This is a genomic window from Streptomyces sp. NPDC043746 (assembly GCF_056436485.1).
On the sequence record NZ_JBWKCM010000022.1, the window covers coordinates 25,761 to 42,867 of the forward strand.

At 72.1% G+C, this 17,107-nt stretch carries 13 protein-coding genes and 1 pseudogene; 5 read left to right on the forward strand and 9 right to left on the reverse strand.

The window, feature by feature from the left end; all coding sequences use genetic code 11:
• The first annotated feature begins 84 nt into the window (after positions 1-84).
• Together AC0682_RS22425 and AC0682_RS22430 are read left to right on the forward strand one after the other, a co-directional pair.
• The gene (locus tag AC0682_RS22425) at positions 85-987 is read left to right on the forward strand and encodes a hypothetical protein (protein WP_478534815.1); all 903 of its coding nucleotides are present in this window, start codon (positions 85-87) and stop codon (positions 985-987) included.
• Positions 988-1,017: 30 nt separating this feature from the next.
• Positions 1,018-1,836, forward strand: a complete 819-nt coding sequence (locus AC0682_RS22430; RefSeq protein WP_478534816.1) for an ankyrin repeat domain-containing protein — start codon at positions 1,018-1,020, stop codon at positions 1,834-1,836.
• Here the strand turns inward: AC0682_RS22430 and AC0682_RS22435 are convergent.
• The 6 genes from AC0682_RS22435 to AC0682_RS22460 all read right to left on the reverse strand — a co-directional run bounded on the left by AC0682_RS22435 (position 1,775) and on the right by AC0682_RS22460 (position 7,099).
• On the reverse strand, positions 1,775-2,365 hold the full coding sequence (locus tag AC0682_RS22435) for a GNAT family N-acetyltransferase (RefSeq protein WP_478534817.1): 591 nt from the start codon (positions 2,363-2,365) through the stop codon (positions 1,775-1,777). The two genes, AC0682_RS22430 and AC0682_RS22435, sit on opposite strands and share 62 nt — an antisense overlap.
• Positions 2,366-2,837: 472 nt before the next feature.
• Positions 2,838-4,493 carry a DEAD/DEAH box helicase gene (locus AC0682_RS22440; protein ID WP_478534818.1) on the reverse strand — a complete coding sequence of 552 codons (1,656 nt, stop codon included), beginning with the start codon at positions 4,491-4,493 and terminating at the stop codon, positions 2,838-2,840.
• Positions 4,494-4,679: 186 nt separating this feature from the next.
• Complete coding sequence (locus tag AC0682_RS22445) at positions 4,680-4,883, reverse strand: cold-shock protein (protein ID WP_006123767.1); 204 nt, start codon at positions 4,881-4,883, stop codon at positions 4,680-4,682.
• 327 nt (positions 4,884-5,210) lie between these two features.
• Positions 5,211-5,720, reverse strand: coding sequence for a pyridoxamine 5'-phosphate oxidase family protein (locus AC0682_RS22450; protein WP_478534819.1), 510 nt, complete (start codon positions 5,718-5,720; stop codon positions 5,211-5,213).
• Positions 5,721-5,774: 54 nt separating this feature from the next.
• Complete coding sequence (locus tag AC0682_RS22455) at positions 5,775-6,353, reverse strand: HutD/Ves family protein (RefSeq protein ID WP_254812786.1); 579 nt, start codon at positions 6,351-6,353, stop codon at positions 5,775-5,777.
• Positions 6,350-7,099, reverse strand: coding sequence for a vWA domain-containing protein (locus AC0682_RS22460; protein ID WP_254812785.1), 750 nt, complete (start codon positions 7,097-7,099; stop codon positions 6,350-6,352). The genes AC0682_RS22455 and AC0682_RS22460 overlap by 4 nt, the downstream gene beginning before the upstream one ends.
• Positions 7,100-7,261: 162 nt before the next feature.
• On the opposite strand from AC0682_RS22460, the gene AC0682_RS22465 reads away from it, so the two are divergent.
• A complete protein-coding gene (locus tag AC0682_RS22465; RefSeq protein WP_254812784.1) occupies positions 7,262-8,173 on the forward strand; it encodes a rhomboid family intramembrane serine protease in 912 nt (303 codons plus the stop codon).
• Positions 8,174-8,342: 169 nt separating this feature from the next.
• Here the strand turns inward: AC0682_RS22465 and AC0682_RS22470 are convergent, their stop codons facing one another.
• The 3 genes from AC0682_RS22470 to AC0682_RS22480 form a co-directional block, all read right to left on the reverse strand.
• On the reverse strand, positions 8,343-9,803 hold the full coding sequence (locus tag AC0682_RS22470) for a glutamate synthase subunit beta (RefSeq protein WP_254812783.1): 1,461 nt from the start codon (positions 9,801-9,803) through the stop codon (positions 8,343-8,345).
• Positions 9,796-14,355 carry a glutamate synthase large subunit gene (gene gltB / locus AC0682_RS22475; RefSeq protein WP_478534820.1) on the reverse strand — a complete coding sequence of 1,520 codons (4,560 nt, stop codon included), beginning with the start codon at positions 14,353-14,355 and terminating at the stop codon, positions 9,796-9,798. Before gltB ends, AC0682_RS22470 begins: the two co-directional genes overlap by 8 nt.
• A gap of 443 nt (positions 14,356-14,798) precedes the next feature.
• On the reverse strand, positions 14,799-15,530 hold the full coding sequence (locus tag AC0682_RS22480; protein WP_478534821.1) for a VIT1/CCC1 transporter family protein: 732 nt from the start codon (positions 15,528-15,530) through the stop codon (positions 14,799-14,801).
• A 286-nt stretch (positions 15,531-15,816) separates the two neighbouring features.
• Here AC0682_RS22480 and AC0682_RS22485 point away from each other — a divergent pair.
• Both AC0682_RS22485 and rbsK read left to right on the forward strand, forming a co-directional pair.
• A pseudogene (locus tag AC0682_RS22485) lies at positions 15,817-15,945 on the forward strand (ADP-ribosylglycohydrolase family protein); the annotation flags it as partial.
• Positions 15,942-16,829 carry a ribokinase gene (rbsK, locus tag AC0682_RS22490; protein WP_478534822.1) on the forward strand — a complete coding sequence of 296 codons (888 nt, stop codon included), beginning with the start codon at positions 15,942-15,944 and terminating at the stop codon, positions 16,827-16,829. The pseudogene AC0682_RS22485 and the gene rbsK, both read left to right, overlap by 4 nt.
• Positions 16,830-17,107 lie beyond the last annotated feature (278 nt).

Genomic DNA, 17,107 nt, shown 5'->3' on the forward strand with positions numbered 1-17,107 from the left:
TCCCCCGGTGCGCGGCGCCGCCGCCTACAGTGGAGGTCCGTCGCGGGCGGGGGTTCCGCGCGAGGTGCGGATGGGGGTACGGACGTGGGCAACGGCAGTCCGGGCGCACCCGTCGTCCACGGCTTCCCTCATCTGGACACGGTCCGGTCCGCGATCACCGCGCTCTACCGGCGGCTCTCCCCCGACGGGGTCCACACCTACGGCACCAGCCTGGTCCCCGCCGACGCCGCCTTCTCCGACACCGACGATCTCCATCTCGGCGCCCAGCGGGTGGCGCGGGCCCTGGTCCAGCACCTCCATCTGCCCGACGCCCGCATGATCGTCGGCTTCCGCGCGATGGAGCACGCGGCGAGCGTGGAACTGACGGCGGGGCCGGAGTACTTCATCGAGCTGAACGACCGGTTCCGCACCCACCGCAGGGACATCGGAGCGGCGCTCGCGCACGAGATCACCCATGTCCTGCTGCACCGGCTCGGCCTGGAGTTCCCCGGCACCCGCGCCAACGAGATCCTGACCGACACGGTGACGACGTACCTCGGCGCGGGGTGGCTCCTGCTGGACGCCTTCCGGGAGGACGCCGTCTCCCGGCAGAAGCTGGGCTACCTCACCCCGGAGGAGTTCGGCTACGTCCTGGCCAAGCGGGCGCTGGTCTTCGACGAGGACCCCTCGCCCTGGTTCACCAGCCCGCAGGCGTACACCGCCTATACCCAGGGGCGTGCGCAGGCGTTGCGCGAGCTGCGCAGGCCCCCGCTGACGGCGGCCGGCCGGGCGGGGCGGCGGCGGTACGCCAAGGACCGGCGGTACGCCCAGGACCACCCGGGCACGGTCGCGGACCCGGGTGTTCCGTACGCCTTCGAGTCCGGTGACACGGGCCTGCGGGTCTCCTTCCCCTGCCCCGCCTGCCATCAGCGCGTCCGGCTCCCGGTCCGGGGCCGGGTCTCGGCCCGGTGCGGGCTGTGCCGGACCCGGCTGGAGTGCGACACGTAGACATGGTTTCGGCCACCGTAGGGTCGAAGCATGACGAACGAGCCGATCAGGGATGAACCAAGCCTGTTCGACGCGCTGTACGAGGACGACGATGCTGTCGTACGGGCCCTGCGCGCCGGTGCGCGGGCCGAGTCGAGCGACGAGGAGGGCACGACGGCGCTCTATCTGGCGGCGGTCCACGACCGGCCGGGGGCGGTGCGGCTGCTCCTGGCGGCCGGGGCCGACCCCGACCGGGCGAGCGGCCCCGAGGGGAGCGACCTGCCGCTCTGCGGGGCGGCGTGCGGCGGCCACACCGAGGTGGTACGGGCGCTGCTGTCGGCCGGGGCACGGCCGGATCTGCGCGAGGAGTTCGGGTTCACGGCGCTGCGCTGGGCGGTGGGGCTGGGCCGCGCCGCGACGGTGGAGGCGCTGCTCGCCGGTGGCGCGGACCCGTTGCTGCCCGGTCCGCAGGGGGAGCCGATGCTGGTCCTGGGCGCGCGGCGCGGTTCGCCGCGGACGGTGCGGGCGCTGCTGGCGTACGGAGCGGGGGCGCCGGGCCAGGAGGCGGTGGTGGGCGCGGCCCTGGCCGAGGCGCGTCGGCTGGCCGGGGTGGACGTGGAGCGGGAGTTGCTGCGGCGGTTGGAGGAGGCGTACGGCCCCGGGCTCGACGCGACGGTCCGGCGGGAGCCGGTCGACGGCGAGGAGACGGTGACCGTGGAGCTGCTGCGGGACGGGGTGCCGGCGGCGGGGGCGGACCTGCACACGGGGCACGCGGAGATCGCGGCGCTGCTGGACGGGAACACCGGGGCTACGGGGCCCCTGGGTCCCCCGGGCACTCTGCCGGGCGGTGCGTCCACTCCTCTCGGGTGAGGACGTACTCCACCTCGCCGTGCTCCGAGCCCTCGATGACGTCGGGCCACTCCTCGGTGTAGGTGCGGAGGAAGGTGAGACCGGCCTTCTCCATGACCCGCCGGGAGGCCGCGTTGACGGCCATGGTGTTGGCGGTCACACGCTCGGCCCCGAGGTCGGTGAACCCCTTGCGGATCAGGGCCCTGGCGCCCTCGGTGGCGTAACCCCGCCCCCAGGAGGCCCGGTTGAGGCGGTAGCCCAGCTCGACGACGGCGGGGTCGTGGTCAGCCAGGGGGCGCAGTTCGAACCAGCCGAGGAAGACGCCGGTGGCCTTCTCCTCCGCCGCCCAGAACCCCCGGGTCCCGGTGCACGGGTGGTCGTGGAGGAGCCGGGGCAGGGTCCGCTCCCGGATGTCGTCGACCCCGACGGGCCTGCCGCCGTTGATGTACCGCATGACCTCGGGGTCGTTGTCGAGGGCGTGCAGGTGGGGGGCGTCGGCGTCCGTGAAGGGGCGCAGGAGGAGGCGGTCGGTCTCCAGGAAGACGGGCATGGGGCGATCCTCGCCGCAGGTGTCGGGTGGCCGCCACTGAATACACGGGGGAGCCGCCGTCCGAAATCCGCCGTCCCGGACCGGCTACGACGCCCCGTACACGCCCTGCGGCGCCCGTGCCTCCGCCAGCGGGCGGCGTACCGTCCCGCCCGCGTCGGCCGGGGTTCTGCGGGCGCCCCGGTCATGGGCGGGGCGGCGGCGCCAGCCCTCCATGACGGTGATGCGGCCCGCCCCGGCCGACGCCGTCCGGGTGGTGGGCCGCGACCGATCCGGCCCGGCTGGTGCCGCGGCATCCGATGCGGACGCCGCCCTGCACCGCGCGCACGGGTCGGTCGGGCGGGTGGTCCCGGCGCATGAACCGGTGGATGCCGCGGTGAAGTCGGCGGGAGTGACCGCCCGCAAGGACGGTCAGCTGCCGCGGCTCGCCGAGGCCGCGTTCGACGGCGACGACGTGTTCATGACCTGCAAGCCCTCAGGCCGCCCGACGCCCCCGCGCCGGAGCACCGGAACGCGCTGCGCCGGTGCGACCGGCACCGCCCCCGGCGCCACCCGCACCGGCTCCCCGCCGACCCCGCCCCCGGCTCCCGGAGCGCGCTACGGCGCCGGTGCCCGTGCCGGAGCCCGACCGCGTCCGCTGCTTCGGGGCCTTCGGCGGCGTCGGCTGCGGCACCTCGATGACGACCGCGATGCCCGACGGCTCCCGCGCCCCCGTGATCCGGGACAGCTCCGCGTCGCTGGAGGTGACCCGTGTGGTGCGGGGCGCGATGCCCGCGTCCTGCATCAGCCGGGTCATCTCCCGCTTCTCGTCGGGCAGGACCAGCGTCACGACGCTGCCGGACTCGCCGGCGCGGGCCGTGCGGCCGCCCCGGTGGAGGTAGTCCTTGTGGTCGGTGGGCGGGTCCACGTTGACGACCAGGTCCAGGTCGTCGACGTGGATGCCACGGGCCGCCACGTTCGTCGCGACGAGCGCGGTGACCTGGCCGTTCTTGAACTGGTCCAGGGTCCGGTTGCGCTGCGGCTGGGAGCGCCCGCCGTGCAGGGCGGCCGCCCGTACACCGCTGGCCAGCAGCCGCTTGGCGAAGCGGTCGGCGGCGCGCTTGGTGTCGACGAACATGATCACGCGGCCGTCCCGGGCGGCGATCTTCGTGGCGACGGCCTTCTTGTCCGTCTCGTCCAGGACGTGGAGCACGTGGTGCTCCATCGTGGTGACCGCACCGGCGGAGGGGTCGACGGAGTGGACGACCGGGTCGGTGAGGAACATCTTGACGAGCCGGTCGATGTTCTTGTCCAGGGTCGCGGAGAACAGCATCCGCTGTCCGTCCGGCTCGACCTGCTTGAGCAGGGCGACGACCTGCGGCATGAAGCCCATGTCGGCCATCTGGTCGGCCTCGTCGAGGACGGTGACGGCGACCTCGTCCAGTCGGCAGTCGCCGCGCTCGATGAGGTCCTTGAGCCGGCCCGGGGTGGCGACCAGGACTTCGGCGCCACGCCGCAGGGTGGCGGACTGCTTGGTGATAGACATGCCGCCGACGACGGTGGCGAGCCGCAGGTTCACGGCGGTCGCGTACGGGGTCAGCGCGTCGGTGACCTGCTGGGCCAGTTCGCGGGTGGGTACGAGGACCATGGCGAGCGGGGCGCGCGGCTCGCCGCGGCGTCCGGCGGTACGGGCCAGCAGGGCCAGGCCGAAGGCGAGGGTCTTGCCGGAGCCGGTGCGGCCCCGGCCGAGGATGTCCCGGCCGGCCAGCGAGTTCGGCAGGGTCGCGCCCTGGATCGGGAACGGCTCGGTGACGCCCTGCGCGGCGAGGGTCTTCAGCAGCGCGGCCGGCATGTCCAGGTCGGCGAAGGCATCGACGGACGGCAGCGCCGGGGTCACCGTCTCCGGCAGGGTGAACTCGGCGGGCGGTGCGGCGGCGGGCTTGCGGCGGGCCGGGGCCTTGGAGCGGTTCGCGCCGCCCCGTGCGGAGCCCTGGCCGCCCTGACCGCCCTGCCCGCGGGCCGGACGGGAGCGCGGAGCCCGGTCCTGACGTTCGGCGCGGGGTGCGCGGTCACGCTCCTGGCCTTCGGCACGGGAAGCGCGGCCCTGACGTTCGGTGCGGGGGGTGCGGTCCTGTCGTTCTGAGCGGGTCATACGGAAGTGCCCTCCTGGGGGATTCCTGGGCGACTGCCGGATGGGTTCACTGCTCTGTGCCGGTCCGGCCGTCCTTGGTGCGCCCCCAGGATGTGCGCATAAGACGGCTTGTCCGCTCGGACAGCACAAACCGGGGCCCGCACCTTCACGGTGCGGGCCCCGGTCGCGAGGTACGCGTCGCGGCGATCAGGCCGGGACGATGTTCTCCGCCTGCGGGCCCTTCTGGCCCTGCGTGACGTCGAAGGAGACCTTCTGGCCCTCCTGCAGCTCACGGAAGCCGGAGGCGTTGATGTTGGAGTAGTGGGCGAAGACGTCGGCGCCGCCGCCGTCCTGCTCGATGAAGCCGAAGCCCTTTTCCGAGTTGAACCACTTCACGGTTCCAGTAGCCATGTCATTTCTCCTAACAGAGAGGTGCAGTGCCGGAAATCCACACTTCGTGGATTCCAAGTCGCCGCATTGAGCCCCATCCGGAGAAAGCCGGAAACAATAAAGCGCCTGACGAAGCATTCCCGTCAGGCGCACATAATGTTTATGGGTACCAAAACTGCAACGGGAACACCCTAGCACGTCCGCCCGGAGACGCACGTGAGCCAGGACACGTGCTCGGGGACGCGCCGGTCATGCAGGAGGAGCAGCCGCTCGCCAGGAACGATCACGTCGGCGAACGGGCACACGACCGCCGGAGCGCCCCCTCACGCCCCGGCCGCCAAAGCCGCGTCACTTCCGCCGTACCGTGCGCAGCGGCTGCCCCGGCCGCCACGACTCGACGACCAGGAAGTCCCCCTCAAGCCCGACCCGGACCACCTCGGTCAGCTCCGCCCGGAAGAGGTGGAAGGGCTGGGGCGGGTCGGCGTCCTCGATGACCCGGGCGAGGAACTCCGGGTCGGTGACCTCCACGGCCCGGCCGCTGACGCGGACGTCGCCGTCGTTCATCTCCGCGTCGGGCCCCGGGTTGGCGTGCAGGGCGAAGCGCGGGTCCCTCCGCAGGTCCACGGCCTTGCGGGAGTCCGGCATCATGCCGAGCAGCAGTTCGTCGAAGCGGAAGTCGGCCTCCAGGCCGGTGACGCGGGGTGAGCCGTCCGCGCGCAGGGTGGCGAGGACGTGGTGCTTGTAGAGCTGGAAGCGCCGGCGCACGGTGTCGGCGAAGACGGGTTCGGCGGCGGCGAAGGCGCCCCAGGAGACCGGAGAGGAGGGGGAGGAGGGTGCGGAAGACGTCATGGGCGCCATGGAACACCCGATACCCGACACCTTCTGTCCGCTTTCCCGGCCCGCCTCCGGCTCTCACACGTCCGAGAACGTGACCAGCACCGCCTGGCCCATCGTCCGCAGCACCCCGGGCGAAGCGTCCCGCGCCAGCACCGCGTCGTAGCGGTCCAGCCGGAGGTCCGTACCGTCGGGCCGGGCGTCCGTGCCGTCGAGGACGGTCCCGTCGTCCAGGGAGAGCGCGAGGACCGCGCCGCCCGGGGGCGGCATCAGGCGTACGGTGCCGCAGACGACGGCGGTCTCCGCCCGCGTACGCCCTCTGCGGTACATGACGTTCAGGTTGACGACGGGCCCGCCCAGCAGGAAGCCGTCGGTGGGCCGGTCGCCGGGGAAGTCGTGCGGCCACAGCGGTTCGTCGACGATGTGGTGCTCGCCGCCGACGACGAGGTCCATGCCCGCGCCCTCGACGACGGTCAGGGTGCGGTCGATGCCCGGGAAGAGGGAGAACGGGCCGTCGGCGGTGACGTCCGCGAGGCTGACCCGCCAGTCGAACCCGTCGGCCCCGTCGGGCGCGGCCGCCACCTCGCGGGTCAGCCCGCCGCCGTTCTTCCAGGGGACGGGCGTACGGTCGGCGGCCCGCAGGACACGGAGGCTCATCGGACGATCCCCCGGGCCTCGGCGGCGGCCAGCCAGGACGGGAACTCCCCCAGCAGCCGGTCGTACAGCTCGGTGTCCGGGACCTTTCGGGGGTCGAGCCCGGCGTGGAAGTACCCGGCGTTGTCGACGGGCCTCTTCGCGGGGACGGGCAGCTCGTCCAGTTTGCGCAGGAAGTCGAACTGGCTGCTGCGGGTGTCGCCGAAGCCGATGAACTGCCAGAACAGCGGCAGCCGGGCGGCCTTGCAGAGGTAGCGCTCGGCGGCCGGCTTGCTGGTGGGCCCGCCGTCCGTCTGGAAGACGACCAGGGCCGGGTCGGTGGAGCCGCTGTCGAGGTAGTGGTCGATGACGGCGTCCATGGCCACGTGGTAGTTGGTCCGGCCCATGTGCCCGAGGTTGGCGACGATCTTGTCGATCATCCCGTGGTGCCGGTCCAGTCCGATCTCCGCGTGCCCGTCCACATCGGTGGAGAAGAACACCACGGGCACCCGCCCGTCGTCGTCGAGGTGCGCCGACAGGCCCAGCACACGGTCGGCCAGCGCCTGCACGGTGCCGTCCCTGTAGTAGTCGCGCATCGATCCGGAGTAGTCGAGCACCAGGTAGACGGCCGCGCGCCGGCCGTTCAGCCCGTGCTTCTCCAGCGAGACCCCGGCGCTCTTGTACAGGCTGACGAGCCCGGGCGCGGTCCGGCGTACCTTCTCCAGGCTGATGGCCGGGCCGGTGCCCACGGCCGTGTGCGAACCGTGCATGACGGCCCCCCGTTTCTCCCCACTGAGGCTGCGGACTGCGGACCTTGAGGGTAGGTCACCGCGCGGCCCCCCGGCCCCGGATCCTCCTCATGCGTTCGCTATCTTGATCGCCGCCGCCCACACCGGCCCCCGTTGCGCACCCCCCGAGTGAAGGAGCCGGCCATGGAGGCCGCCGCCACCGCGTGTTACCGCCATCCGTCGTACGAGACGTATGTGCGCTGCACCCGCTGCGAGCGCAGCATCTGCCCGGAGTGCATGCACGAGGCCTCGGTCGGCCACCACTGCTCGGAGTGCGTGAAGGAGGGGCGGCGCTCGGTGCGGCGGGCCCGGACCGTGTTCGGCGGTGCGGTGTCGGGGGCGGTGGCCCCGGTGGTGACGTACGTCCTGATGGCGCTCAATGTGCTGGCGTACGTCGTCGAGGTGGTGCGGCCGGAGACCGTGGACCGGTTCGCGGTGCTGGGGGCCGCGCTGACGGGGGCGGACGGGGAGCAGTACTACTACCGGGGCGAGGAGTACGCCGGGTACCGGCTGACGGGGATCGCGGACGGCGAGTGGTACCGGCTGGTGACGGGCGCCTTTCTGCATCTGCCGCCGGACACCTCGTTCGGGGTGATGCACCTGCTGTTCAACATGTTCGCGCTGTGGAACATCGGGCGGGCGGTGGAGGGGCGGCTCGGCCGGGTCCGCTGTCTGGCGCTGTATCTGCTGTCGGCGGTGGGCGGTTCGGTCGCGGTGTACCTGCTGGCGCCGGACACGTCCACCGTCGGCGCATCGGGTGCGGTGTTCGGACTGGCCGCCTCGTACTGGGTGATCAGCCGGCGGCTCGGCCACGACATGGCGGCCGTCAACCGGTTCATGGCCGGCTTCCTGCTCTGGATGGTGCTCTCGGCCCTCTTCACCTCGTGGCAGGGGCACCTGGGCGGGCTGCTGACCGGGGCGCTCGTGACGTACGGACTCGCCTACGCACCGGCGAAGCTGCGGACCGGGCCTCTTCAGCTCGCGGGCGGGGCGGTGCTGCTGGGGCTGTTCGCGGTGGCGGTGGCGGTGAAGACCTCGGCGCTGACCGGCGGCTGAGGCCACCGCTGAAGACTCGCGGAGCCGCACCGGCCCCGGACGCGCCACGGCGCCCACTGAGTCCGGTCGGGGACAGGCGGGCGCCGCGTTCAGTTCCGTACGCCGTTGTACGGGACGTATCAAGGGGGCTCCCCCGGGCCGCGTGGACCGGGGGGAACCCGGGTGGTGCTCAGACCAGCAGGGCTCGGTCCGTCGGGCGGACCGGGGCCGGGAGTGCGCTGGTCCCGGTCAGATACCGGTCCACTCCGCGGGCGGCGGAGCGGCCCTCGGCGATCGCCCAGACGATCAGCGACTGGCCGCGTCCCGCGTCACCGGCGACGAAGACGCCGTCGACGTTGGTCGCGTAGCTCTCGTCGCGGGCGACGTTGCCACGCTGGTCGAGCTCCAGGCCGAACTGCTGGACCAGACCGTTGGACTGGTCGGTTCCGGTGAAGCCCATGGCGAGGGTGACGAGCTGCGCGGGAAGGCGCCGCTCGGTGCCGGGCTTCTGCTCCAGCTTACCGTCCTTGAACTCCACCTCCACCAGGTGGAGGGCCTGGACGTTTCCGTCCTCGTCGCCCTCGAAGCGGGTGGTGGAGACGGAGTAGACCCGCTCGCCGCCCTCCTCGTGCGCGGAGGTGACCTTGTAGAGCATCGGGAAGGTCGGCCAGGGCTGGCCCGCGTTCCGCTCCTCGCCCGGCTTCGGCATGATCTCCAGCTGAGTGACGGAGGCCGCGCCCTGGCGGTGGGCGGTGCCCACGCAGTCGGCGCCGGTGTCGCCGCCGCCGATGACGACGACGTGCTTGCCGCCCGCGTGGATCGGGGCGACGGTCAGGTCGCCCTCCTGCACCTTGTTGGCGAGCGGCAGGTACTCCATGGCGAAGTGGACGCCGTTCAGCTCGCGGCCGGGGACCGGCAGGTCGCGGGAGACGGTGGCACCGGCCGCGATGACGACCGCGTCGTAGCGGCGGCGGAGCTTGGCGGCGTCGATGTCCTGGCCGATCTCCACCCCCGTACGGAACTTGGTGCCCTCCAGGCGCATCTGCTCGATGCGGCGGTTGATGTGCGACTTCTCCATCTTGAACTCGGGGATGCCGTAGCGGAGGAGGCCCCCGATGCGGTCCGCGCGCTCGTAGACGACGACGGTGTGGCCGGCCCGGGTCAGCTGCTGGGCGGCGGCGAGTCCGGCCGGGCCGGAGCCGATGACGGCGACGGTCTTGCCGGAGAGGCGCTCGGGCGGCTGCGGGGTGACGTCGCCGCTGTCCCACGCCTTGTCGATGATGGAGACTTCGACGTTCTTGATGGTGACGGCGGGCTGGTTGATGCCGAGGACGCACGCCGACTCGCAGGGGGCCGGGCAGAGCCGCCCGGTGAACTCCGGGAAGTTGTTCGTGGCGTGCAGCCGCTCGGAGGCGGCGGTCCAGTCCTCGCGGTAGGCGTAGTCGTTCCACTCGGGGATGAGGTTTCCGAGCGGGCAGCCGTTGTGGCAGAACGGGATGCCGCAGTCCATGCAGCGGCCGGCCTGCTTGCTGATGATCGGGAGCAGCGAGCCCGGAACGTAGACCTCGTTCCAGTCCTTGACGCGCTCGGCCACGGGGCGGGTCTTGGCGACCTCGCGCCCGGTGGTCAGGAAGCCCTTGGGGTCAGCCATGGGTCGCCGCCTCCATCATCTTCTCGGTGGTCTCCTGCTCGGAGAGACCGGCGAGCTCAGCGGCGTCCTTGGCGGCGAGCACTGCCTTGTACGTGGACGGGATGATCTTGCTGAAGCGGGTCACCGCGGTGTCCCACTCGGCGAGGAGCTTCTCCGCGACGGTGGAGCCGGTCTCCTCGTGGTGGCGGCGCACGACGTCGTGCAGCCACTGCTTGTCGGTGTCGTCCAGCTCCTCGATCGCGCCGAGGTTGCCGACGTTGACGTGGTCGCGGTCGAGATCGATGACGTACGCGATACCGCCCGACATGCCGGCGGCGAAGTTGCGGCCGGTCTCACCCAGGACGACCGCGTGGCCGCCGGTCATGTACTCGCAGCCGTGGTCGCCCACACCCTCGGAGACGACGAGGGCGCCGGAGTTGCGGACGCAGAAGCGCTCGCCGGTACGGCCGCGCAGGAACAGCTCGCCGCCGGTCGCGCCGTAGCCGATGGTGTTGCCGGCGATGGTGGAGTACTCGGCGAGGTGGTCGGCACCGCGGTCGGGGCGGACGACGACACGGCCGCCGGAGAGGCCCTTGCCGACGTAGTCGTTTGCGTCGCCCTCCAGGCGCAGGGTGACCCCGCGCGGGAGGAAGGCGCCGAAGGACTGGCCGGCCGAGCCGGTGAAGGTGATGTCGATGGTGTTCTCGGGCAGGCCCGCACCGCCGAACTTCCGGGTCACCTCGTGGCCGAGCATGGTGCCGACCGTGCGGTTGATGTTGCGGATGGCGACCTGGGCCCGGACCGGCTGGGCGGCCTCGGGGGTGTCGGCGCCGAGCGCGTCGGCGGCCAGCTTGATCAGCTGGTTGTCGAGCGCCTTGGTCAGCCCGTGGTCCTGCTCGACGATCCGGTGGCGGACCGCGCCCTCGGGCAGCTCGGGGACGTGGAAGAGCGGGGTGAGGTCGAGGCCCTGCGCCTTCCAGTGGGTAATGGCCCGGTCCTTGTCGAGGATCTCGGCGTGGCCGACGGCCTCCTCGATGGAGCGGAAGCCCAGCTCGGCGAGGATCTCGCGGACCTCTTCGGCGATGAACTCGAAGAAGTTGACGACGTACTCGGCCTTGCCGGAGAACCGGTCGCGGAGCACCGGGTTCTGGGTGGCGATGCCGACCGGGCAGGTGTCCAGGTGGCAGACGCGCATCATGACGCAGCCGGAGACGACGAGCGGCGCGGTCGCGAAACCGAACTCCTCGGCGCCGAGCAGCGCGGCGATGACGACGTCACGGCCGGTCTTGAGCTGCCCGTCGGTCTGGACGACGATGCGGTCGCGCAGGCCGTTGAGGAGCAGCGTCTGCTGGGTCTCGGCGAGACCCAGCTCCCAGGGGCCGCCCGCGTGCTTGAGCGAGGTGAGCGGGGAGGCGCCCGTTCCGCCGTCGTGGCCGGAGATGAGGACGACGTCCGCGTGGGCCTTGGAGACACCGGCGGCGACCGTGCCGACGCCGACCTCGGAGACCAGCTTCACGTGGATGCGGGCCTGCGGGTTGGCGTTCTTGAGGTCGTGGATGAGCTGCGCGAGGTCTTCGATGGAGTAGATGTCGTGGTGCGGCGGCGGCGAGATGAGGCCGACGCCAGGGGTGGAGTGCCGGGTCTTGGCGACCCAGGGGTAGACCTTGTGGCCGGGCAGCTGGCCGCCCTCGCCGGGCTTGGCGCCCTGGGCCATCTTGATCTGGATGTCGTCCGCGTTGACCAGGTATTCGCTGGTCACACCGAAGCGGCCGGAGGCGACCTGCTTGATGGAGGAGCGGCGCGCCGGGTCGTAGAGGCGCTCGGGGTCCTCGCCGCCCTCGCCGGTGTTGGACTTGCCGCCGAGCTGGTTCATCGCGATGGCCAGCGTCTCGTGCGCCTCGCGGGAGATGGAGCCGTACGACATGGCGCCGGTGGAGAACCGCTTGACGATCTCGGAGGCGGGCTCGACCTCGTCGATGGAGATCGGGGCCCGGTCGGAGGTGAAGCCGAAGAGGCCGCGGAGCGTCATGAGCCGCTCGGACTGCTCGTTCACCCGGTCCGTGTACTGCTTGAAGATGTCGTAGCGGCGGTTGCGGGTGGAGTGCTGGAGGCGGAAGACCGTCTCCGGGTCGAAGAGGTGCGGCTCGCCCTCGCGGCGCCACTGGTACTCGCCGCCGATCTCCAGCGCGCGGTGCGAGGCCGCGATGCCGGAGGCGGGGTACGCCTTGGTGTGCCGGGCGGCGACCTCCTTGGCGATGACGTCCAGTCCGGCGCCGCCGATCTTGGTGGCGGTGCCGTTGAAGTACGTGGCGACGAACTCCTCGTCGAGGCCGACGGCCTCGAAGACCTGGGCGCCGCGGTAGGAGGCGACGGTGGAGATGCCCATCTTGGACATGACCTTCAGGACGCCCTTGCCGAGGGCGTAGATCAGGTTCCGGATGGCCTGCTCGGCCTCGATGTCCTCGATGAACGTGCCGGCCCGGACCAGGTCCTCGACGGACTCCATGGCGAGGTACGGGTTGACCGCGGCGGCGCCGTAGCCGATGAGCAGGGCGACGTGGTGGACCTCGCGGACGTCCCCGGCCTCGACCAGCAGCCCCACCTGGGTGCGCTGCTTGGTGCGGATGAGGTGGTGGTGGACGGCGGAGGTGAGCAGCAGCGAGGGGATCGGGGCGTGCTCGGCGTCGGAGTGCCGGTCGGAGAGGACGATGAGGCGGGCGCCGTCCTCGATGGCGGCGTCGACCTCGGAGCAGATGGCCTCGATCCGGGCGGCGAGCGCGTCGCCGCCGCCGCTGACCCGGTAGAGCCCGGCGAGGGTGGCGGCCTTCATGCCCGGCATGTCGCCGTCGGCGTTGATGTGGATCAGCTTGGCCAGCTCGTCGTTGTCGATCACCGGGAACGGCAGCGTGACGCTGCGGCACGCGGCGGCGGTGGGCTCCAGGATGTTGCCCTGGGGGCCGAGCGAGGAGCGCAGCGAGGTGACCAGTTCCTCGCGGATGGCGTCCAGCGGCGGGTTGGTGACCTGGGCGAAGAGCTGGGTGAAGTAGTCGAAGAGGAGCCGGGGGCGCTCGGAGAGCGCGGCGATGGGCGAGTCGGTGCCCATGGAGCCGAGTGGCTCTCCGGCGGTGCGGGCCATCGGGGCGAGGATGACGCGCAGCTCTTCCTCGGTGTAGCCGAAGGTCTGCTGGCGGCGGGTGACCGAGGCGTGGGTGTGCACGATGTGCTCGCGCTCGGGCAGGTCGCTCAGCTCGATCTCGCCGGTCTCCAGCCACTCCTGGTAGGGGTGCTCGGCGGCGAGGGACGCCTTGATCTCGTCGTCCTCGATGATGCGGTGCTCGGCGGTGTCGACGAGGAACATCCTGCCGGGCTGGAGGCGGCCCTTGCGGACGACCTTGGCCGGGTCGATGTCCAGGACGCCGACCTCGGAGGAGAGCACGACGAGGCCGTCGTCGGTGACCCAGTAGCGGCCGGGGCGCAGACCGTTGCGGTCGAGGACCGCGCCGACCTGGACGCCGTCGGTGAAGGTGACGCAGGCCGGGCCGTCCCAGGGCTCCATCATCGTCGCGTGGTACTGGTAGAAGGCGCGCCGGGCCGGGTCCATGGAGTCGTGGTTCTCCCACGCCTCGGGGACCATCATCAGCACCGAGTGCGGCAGCGAGCGCCCGCCGAGGTGGAGCAGCTCCAGGACCTCGTCGAAGGAGGCGGAGTCGGAGGCGTCCGGGGTGCAGACGGGGAAGATCCGGTCGAGCTGCGCCTGGCCGAAGAGCTCGGAGGCGAGCTGGGACTCGCGGGCCTTCATCCAGTTGCGGTTGCCCTTGACCGTGTTGATCTCGCCGTTGTGCGCGACGAAGCGGTACGGGTGGGCCAGCGGCCAGCTGGGGAAGGTGTTGGTCGAGAAGCGGGAGTGGACCAGCGCGACCGCGGAGCCGAAGCGGCGGTCGGAGAGGTCGGGGAAGAACGGCTCCAGCTGCCCGGTGGTGAGCATGCCCTTGTAGACGATGGTGCGGGCGGAGAGCGAGGGGAAGTACACCCCGGCCTCACGCTCGGCACGCTTGCGCAGGACGAACGCCTTGCGGTCCAGGACGATGCCGGTGGACTCGCCGTCGGCGACGAAGAGCTGCCGGAACTCGGGCATGGTGGCACGGGCGCCGTTGCCGAGAAGCGCGGGGGTGACCGGGACGTCGCGCCAGCCGAGGACGGTGAGGCCCTCCTGGGTGGCGATCTCCTCGATCGTGCGGACGGCCTCGGTGGAGCCGTCGGCGGGGAGGAAGGCGATACCGACGGCGTAGGAACCCGCCTCGGGCAGCTCGAAAGGGGTCTCGGCGCGCAGGAACGCGTCGGGGACCTGGCAGAGGATGCCGGCGCCGTCGCCGGAGTCGGGCTCGGAACCGGTGGCACCGCGGTGTTCGAGATTGCGCAGCACGGTCAGCGCCTGCTCGACCAGCTCATGGCTGGCCACACCGGTCAGAGTGGCCACGAACCCGACACCACAGGCGTCGTGTTCGTTACGGGGGTCGTACATCCCCTGCTGGGCGGGGCGACCGTCCATGGGCGACCAGGCGTCGATACGCATCGGCTCTCCCGTCGTCGTCGTGGCATATGCAGTGCCGAGGGACGACGTTGGCCCTCTGCGAAATTTCGTGCAGGTTACATGATGGGGCGCTTCTCAAGAAGCGGAAGGCCTGTTCCAACATACGGACACTGCGGTGACCGGAGGTGACTGGGTGACCAGAAGTGACCGGACTGCCGGGGAGTGGGCCGCTGTCGGAAGGACCGGCGCCCGGGGAGTCGCAGAGAGCAGGCGTCGTTGCCTGCGGTGCCTACGGCTCATGCCCGGCGGCGAAGCAAACGAAACCACCGGGTAACGGCTACTTATGTGTAGCGCTGCATAGGGTCTCATTTTACGGCTGCCGGGCCCGCCCCGCCCAGTGGGCGGGGCCAAGACGTATGTCACAAGGGTTACCGCGCGATGGAGCCGTTCGGGCGGCGGTGGTACGCCGGGGCGCCCCCCGCGTGTCAGCCGAGCGCTACGCCGAACAGGGTGCCGAGTCCGTACGTCAGTGCCGCCGCCGCACCGCCGAGGGCGAGCTGCCGCAGCCCGCTGAACCACCAGGTGCGGGCGGTCACCCGGGCCACCACCGCGCCGCAGCCGAAGAGTCCCAGCAGGGCGAGGAGCACCGAGGGCCACAGGGCGCTCGCGCCGAGGAGGTAGGGCAGGACGGGCAGCAGCGCGCCGAGGGCGAAGGCGCCGAAGGAGGAGAAGGCGGCCACCAGCGGGGACGGCAGGTCGTTCGGGTCGATGCCCAGCTCCTCGCGGGCGTGGATCTCCAGCGCCTGCTCCGGGTCGCGCGAGAGCTGCCGGGCCACCTCGCCGGCCAGCGGAGCGTCCACACCCCGGGCCTCGTAGAGCGCGGCCAGCTCGGCCATCTCGTCGTCGGGGTGCTTGCGCAGCTCCCGGCGCTCCACGGCCAGCTCGGCCTCGACCAGATCGCGCTGGGAGGCCACGGAGGTGTACTCACCGGCCGCCATGGAGAAGGCCCCGGCCGCCAGACCGGCGAGACCGGCGATGACGATGGTCTGCTGGGAGACCGCACCGCCCGCGACACCGGTCATCAGGGCGAGGTTGGAGACCAGTCCGTCCATGGCGCCGAAGACGGCGGGGCGCAGCCAGCCCCCGTTCACATCCCGGTGGGTGTGGTTGTCCCGGTGCGCCGCGTGCAGGACGGCGTCGGTCTCGATGATGGCCACTGCTCACTTCTCCCCGCGTGATACAAGTTTTGACAAAGTCCAAAGTACGCCTGCCGGGCGATCTCCGCCAGGAAGGCAGGCCTGGCTTACCACCCCTCTGACCTGCGAAGAAAGGCCAGGCTGACCTTTCCTGCGGTCAGCCGAACGGGCCCTTTCGACGGCCGTGCGGCCGTCGCCGGCCCCGCGTGTGGGAGGGATGCAGGGATGCGGGGACGCTGAGCCACGGGCAGCGGGCCCGGCGCCGCCGCATCGCCGACGGGGCAGCCGCGAGCGCCCTCGCTGACGCCCCCACGCCCTGCCCCACCACTGGACCGCCCCGCCGAAGAACCGCCTCGCCACCTCCGTACCCGACTTCGGCCGGGCCGGGATCGACACCCTCGCCGCACCGACCCACCAGGAGGCTCCGCGCCCATGACCCGCATCGCCGTACTCGGCAGCACCAACATGGACCTCGTCGCCTACACCGCCCGCGCCCCGGGACTCGGGGAGACCGTGACCGGGCGGGAGTTCCGGACGATCCCCGGCGGCAAGGGGGCCAACCAGGCCGTGGCCGCCGCCCGCGCGGGCGGGGAGGTGGCGATGATCGGCGCGGTCGGGGACGACCCGTACGGCGCCCGGCTGCGCGACGGCCTCGAACACGCCGGGGTCGACACCGACCTGCTCCACACCGCCGAGGGCCCCAGCGGCACCGCGCACATCGTCGTGGACGACACCGGGGCCAACGCGATCGTCGTGATCCCGGGCGCCAACGGCGTCGTCACCACGCTCGGCCCCGGCGAGATCGCCGCCATCGCCTCCGCCGAGCTGCTGCTGTTGCAGCTCGAACTCCCGCTCTCCGCCGTGGTGGAGGGCGCCCGCGCCGCCCGCTCCCAGGGCGTGCGGACCATCCTCACCCCCTCCCCCGTACAGCCGCTGCCCGATGAGCTCCTGGACCACATCGACCTGTTGGTTCCCAACGAGCACGAGGCCGCCGCCCTCTCCGGGCAGGGTGAACCCCACGCGGCAGCCCAGATCCTGCTGCGCCAGGTGCCCGAGGTGATCATCACGCTGGGCGCGAAGGGGTCCCTGTACGCGGCCCGGGGCGGCGAGCCGGTGCTGTTCGAGGCTCCCGAGGTGCGGGCCGTCGACTCGACCGGGGCGGGGGACACGTTCGTCGGGGCGCTGGCGGTGGCGCTCGGGGAGGGGCGACCGGTGGCGAAGGCGTTGGCGTTCGCCTCCTCGGCCGCCGCGCTGTGCGTCCAGAAGCCGGGCGCCTCCACCTCCATGCCGTACCGCAGCGAGATCGAGGCGCCGGTGTGACCGAGGTCGAGCACCCCCGCGAGCGCGACCGGCCCGGCCCTGTCCGGCCACGCACGCACCCCGCTCCCACAACAGCGCCGCGCGCGACAGCTGCTGCTGGAGGCGGCGCTCGCCGTGAAGCACGCGTCTCGGCTCGCCACGGCCCGTCCCGGCGCCCACCGCATCGCGCGGGGCAGGGCGGCGGCGCTACCGGGCGGGCGGGCCGTGGGCGCGGCGGCGGTGGCGGACCGCCGCACACCGGCGATCGCCGGGCCGGTCCGAGGTTCCTCGGACCGGCC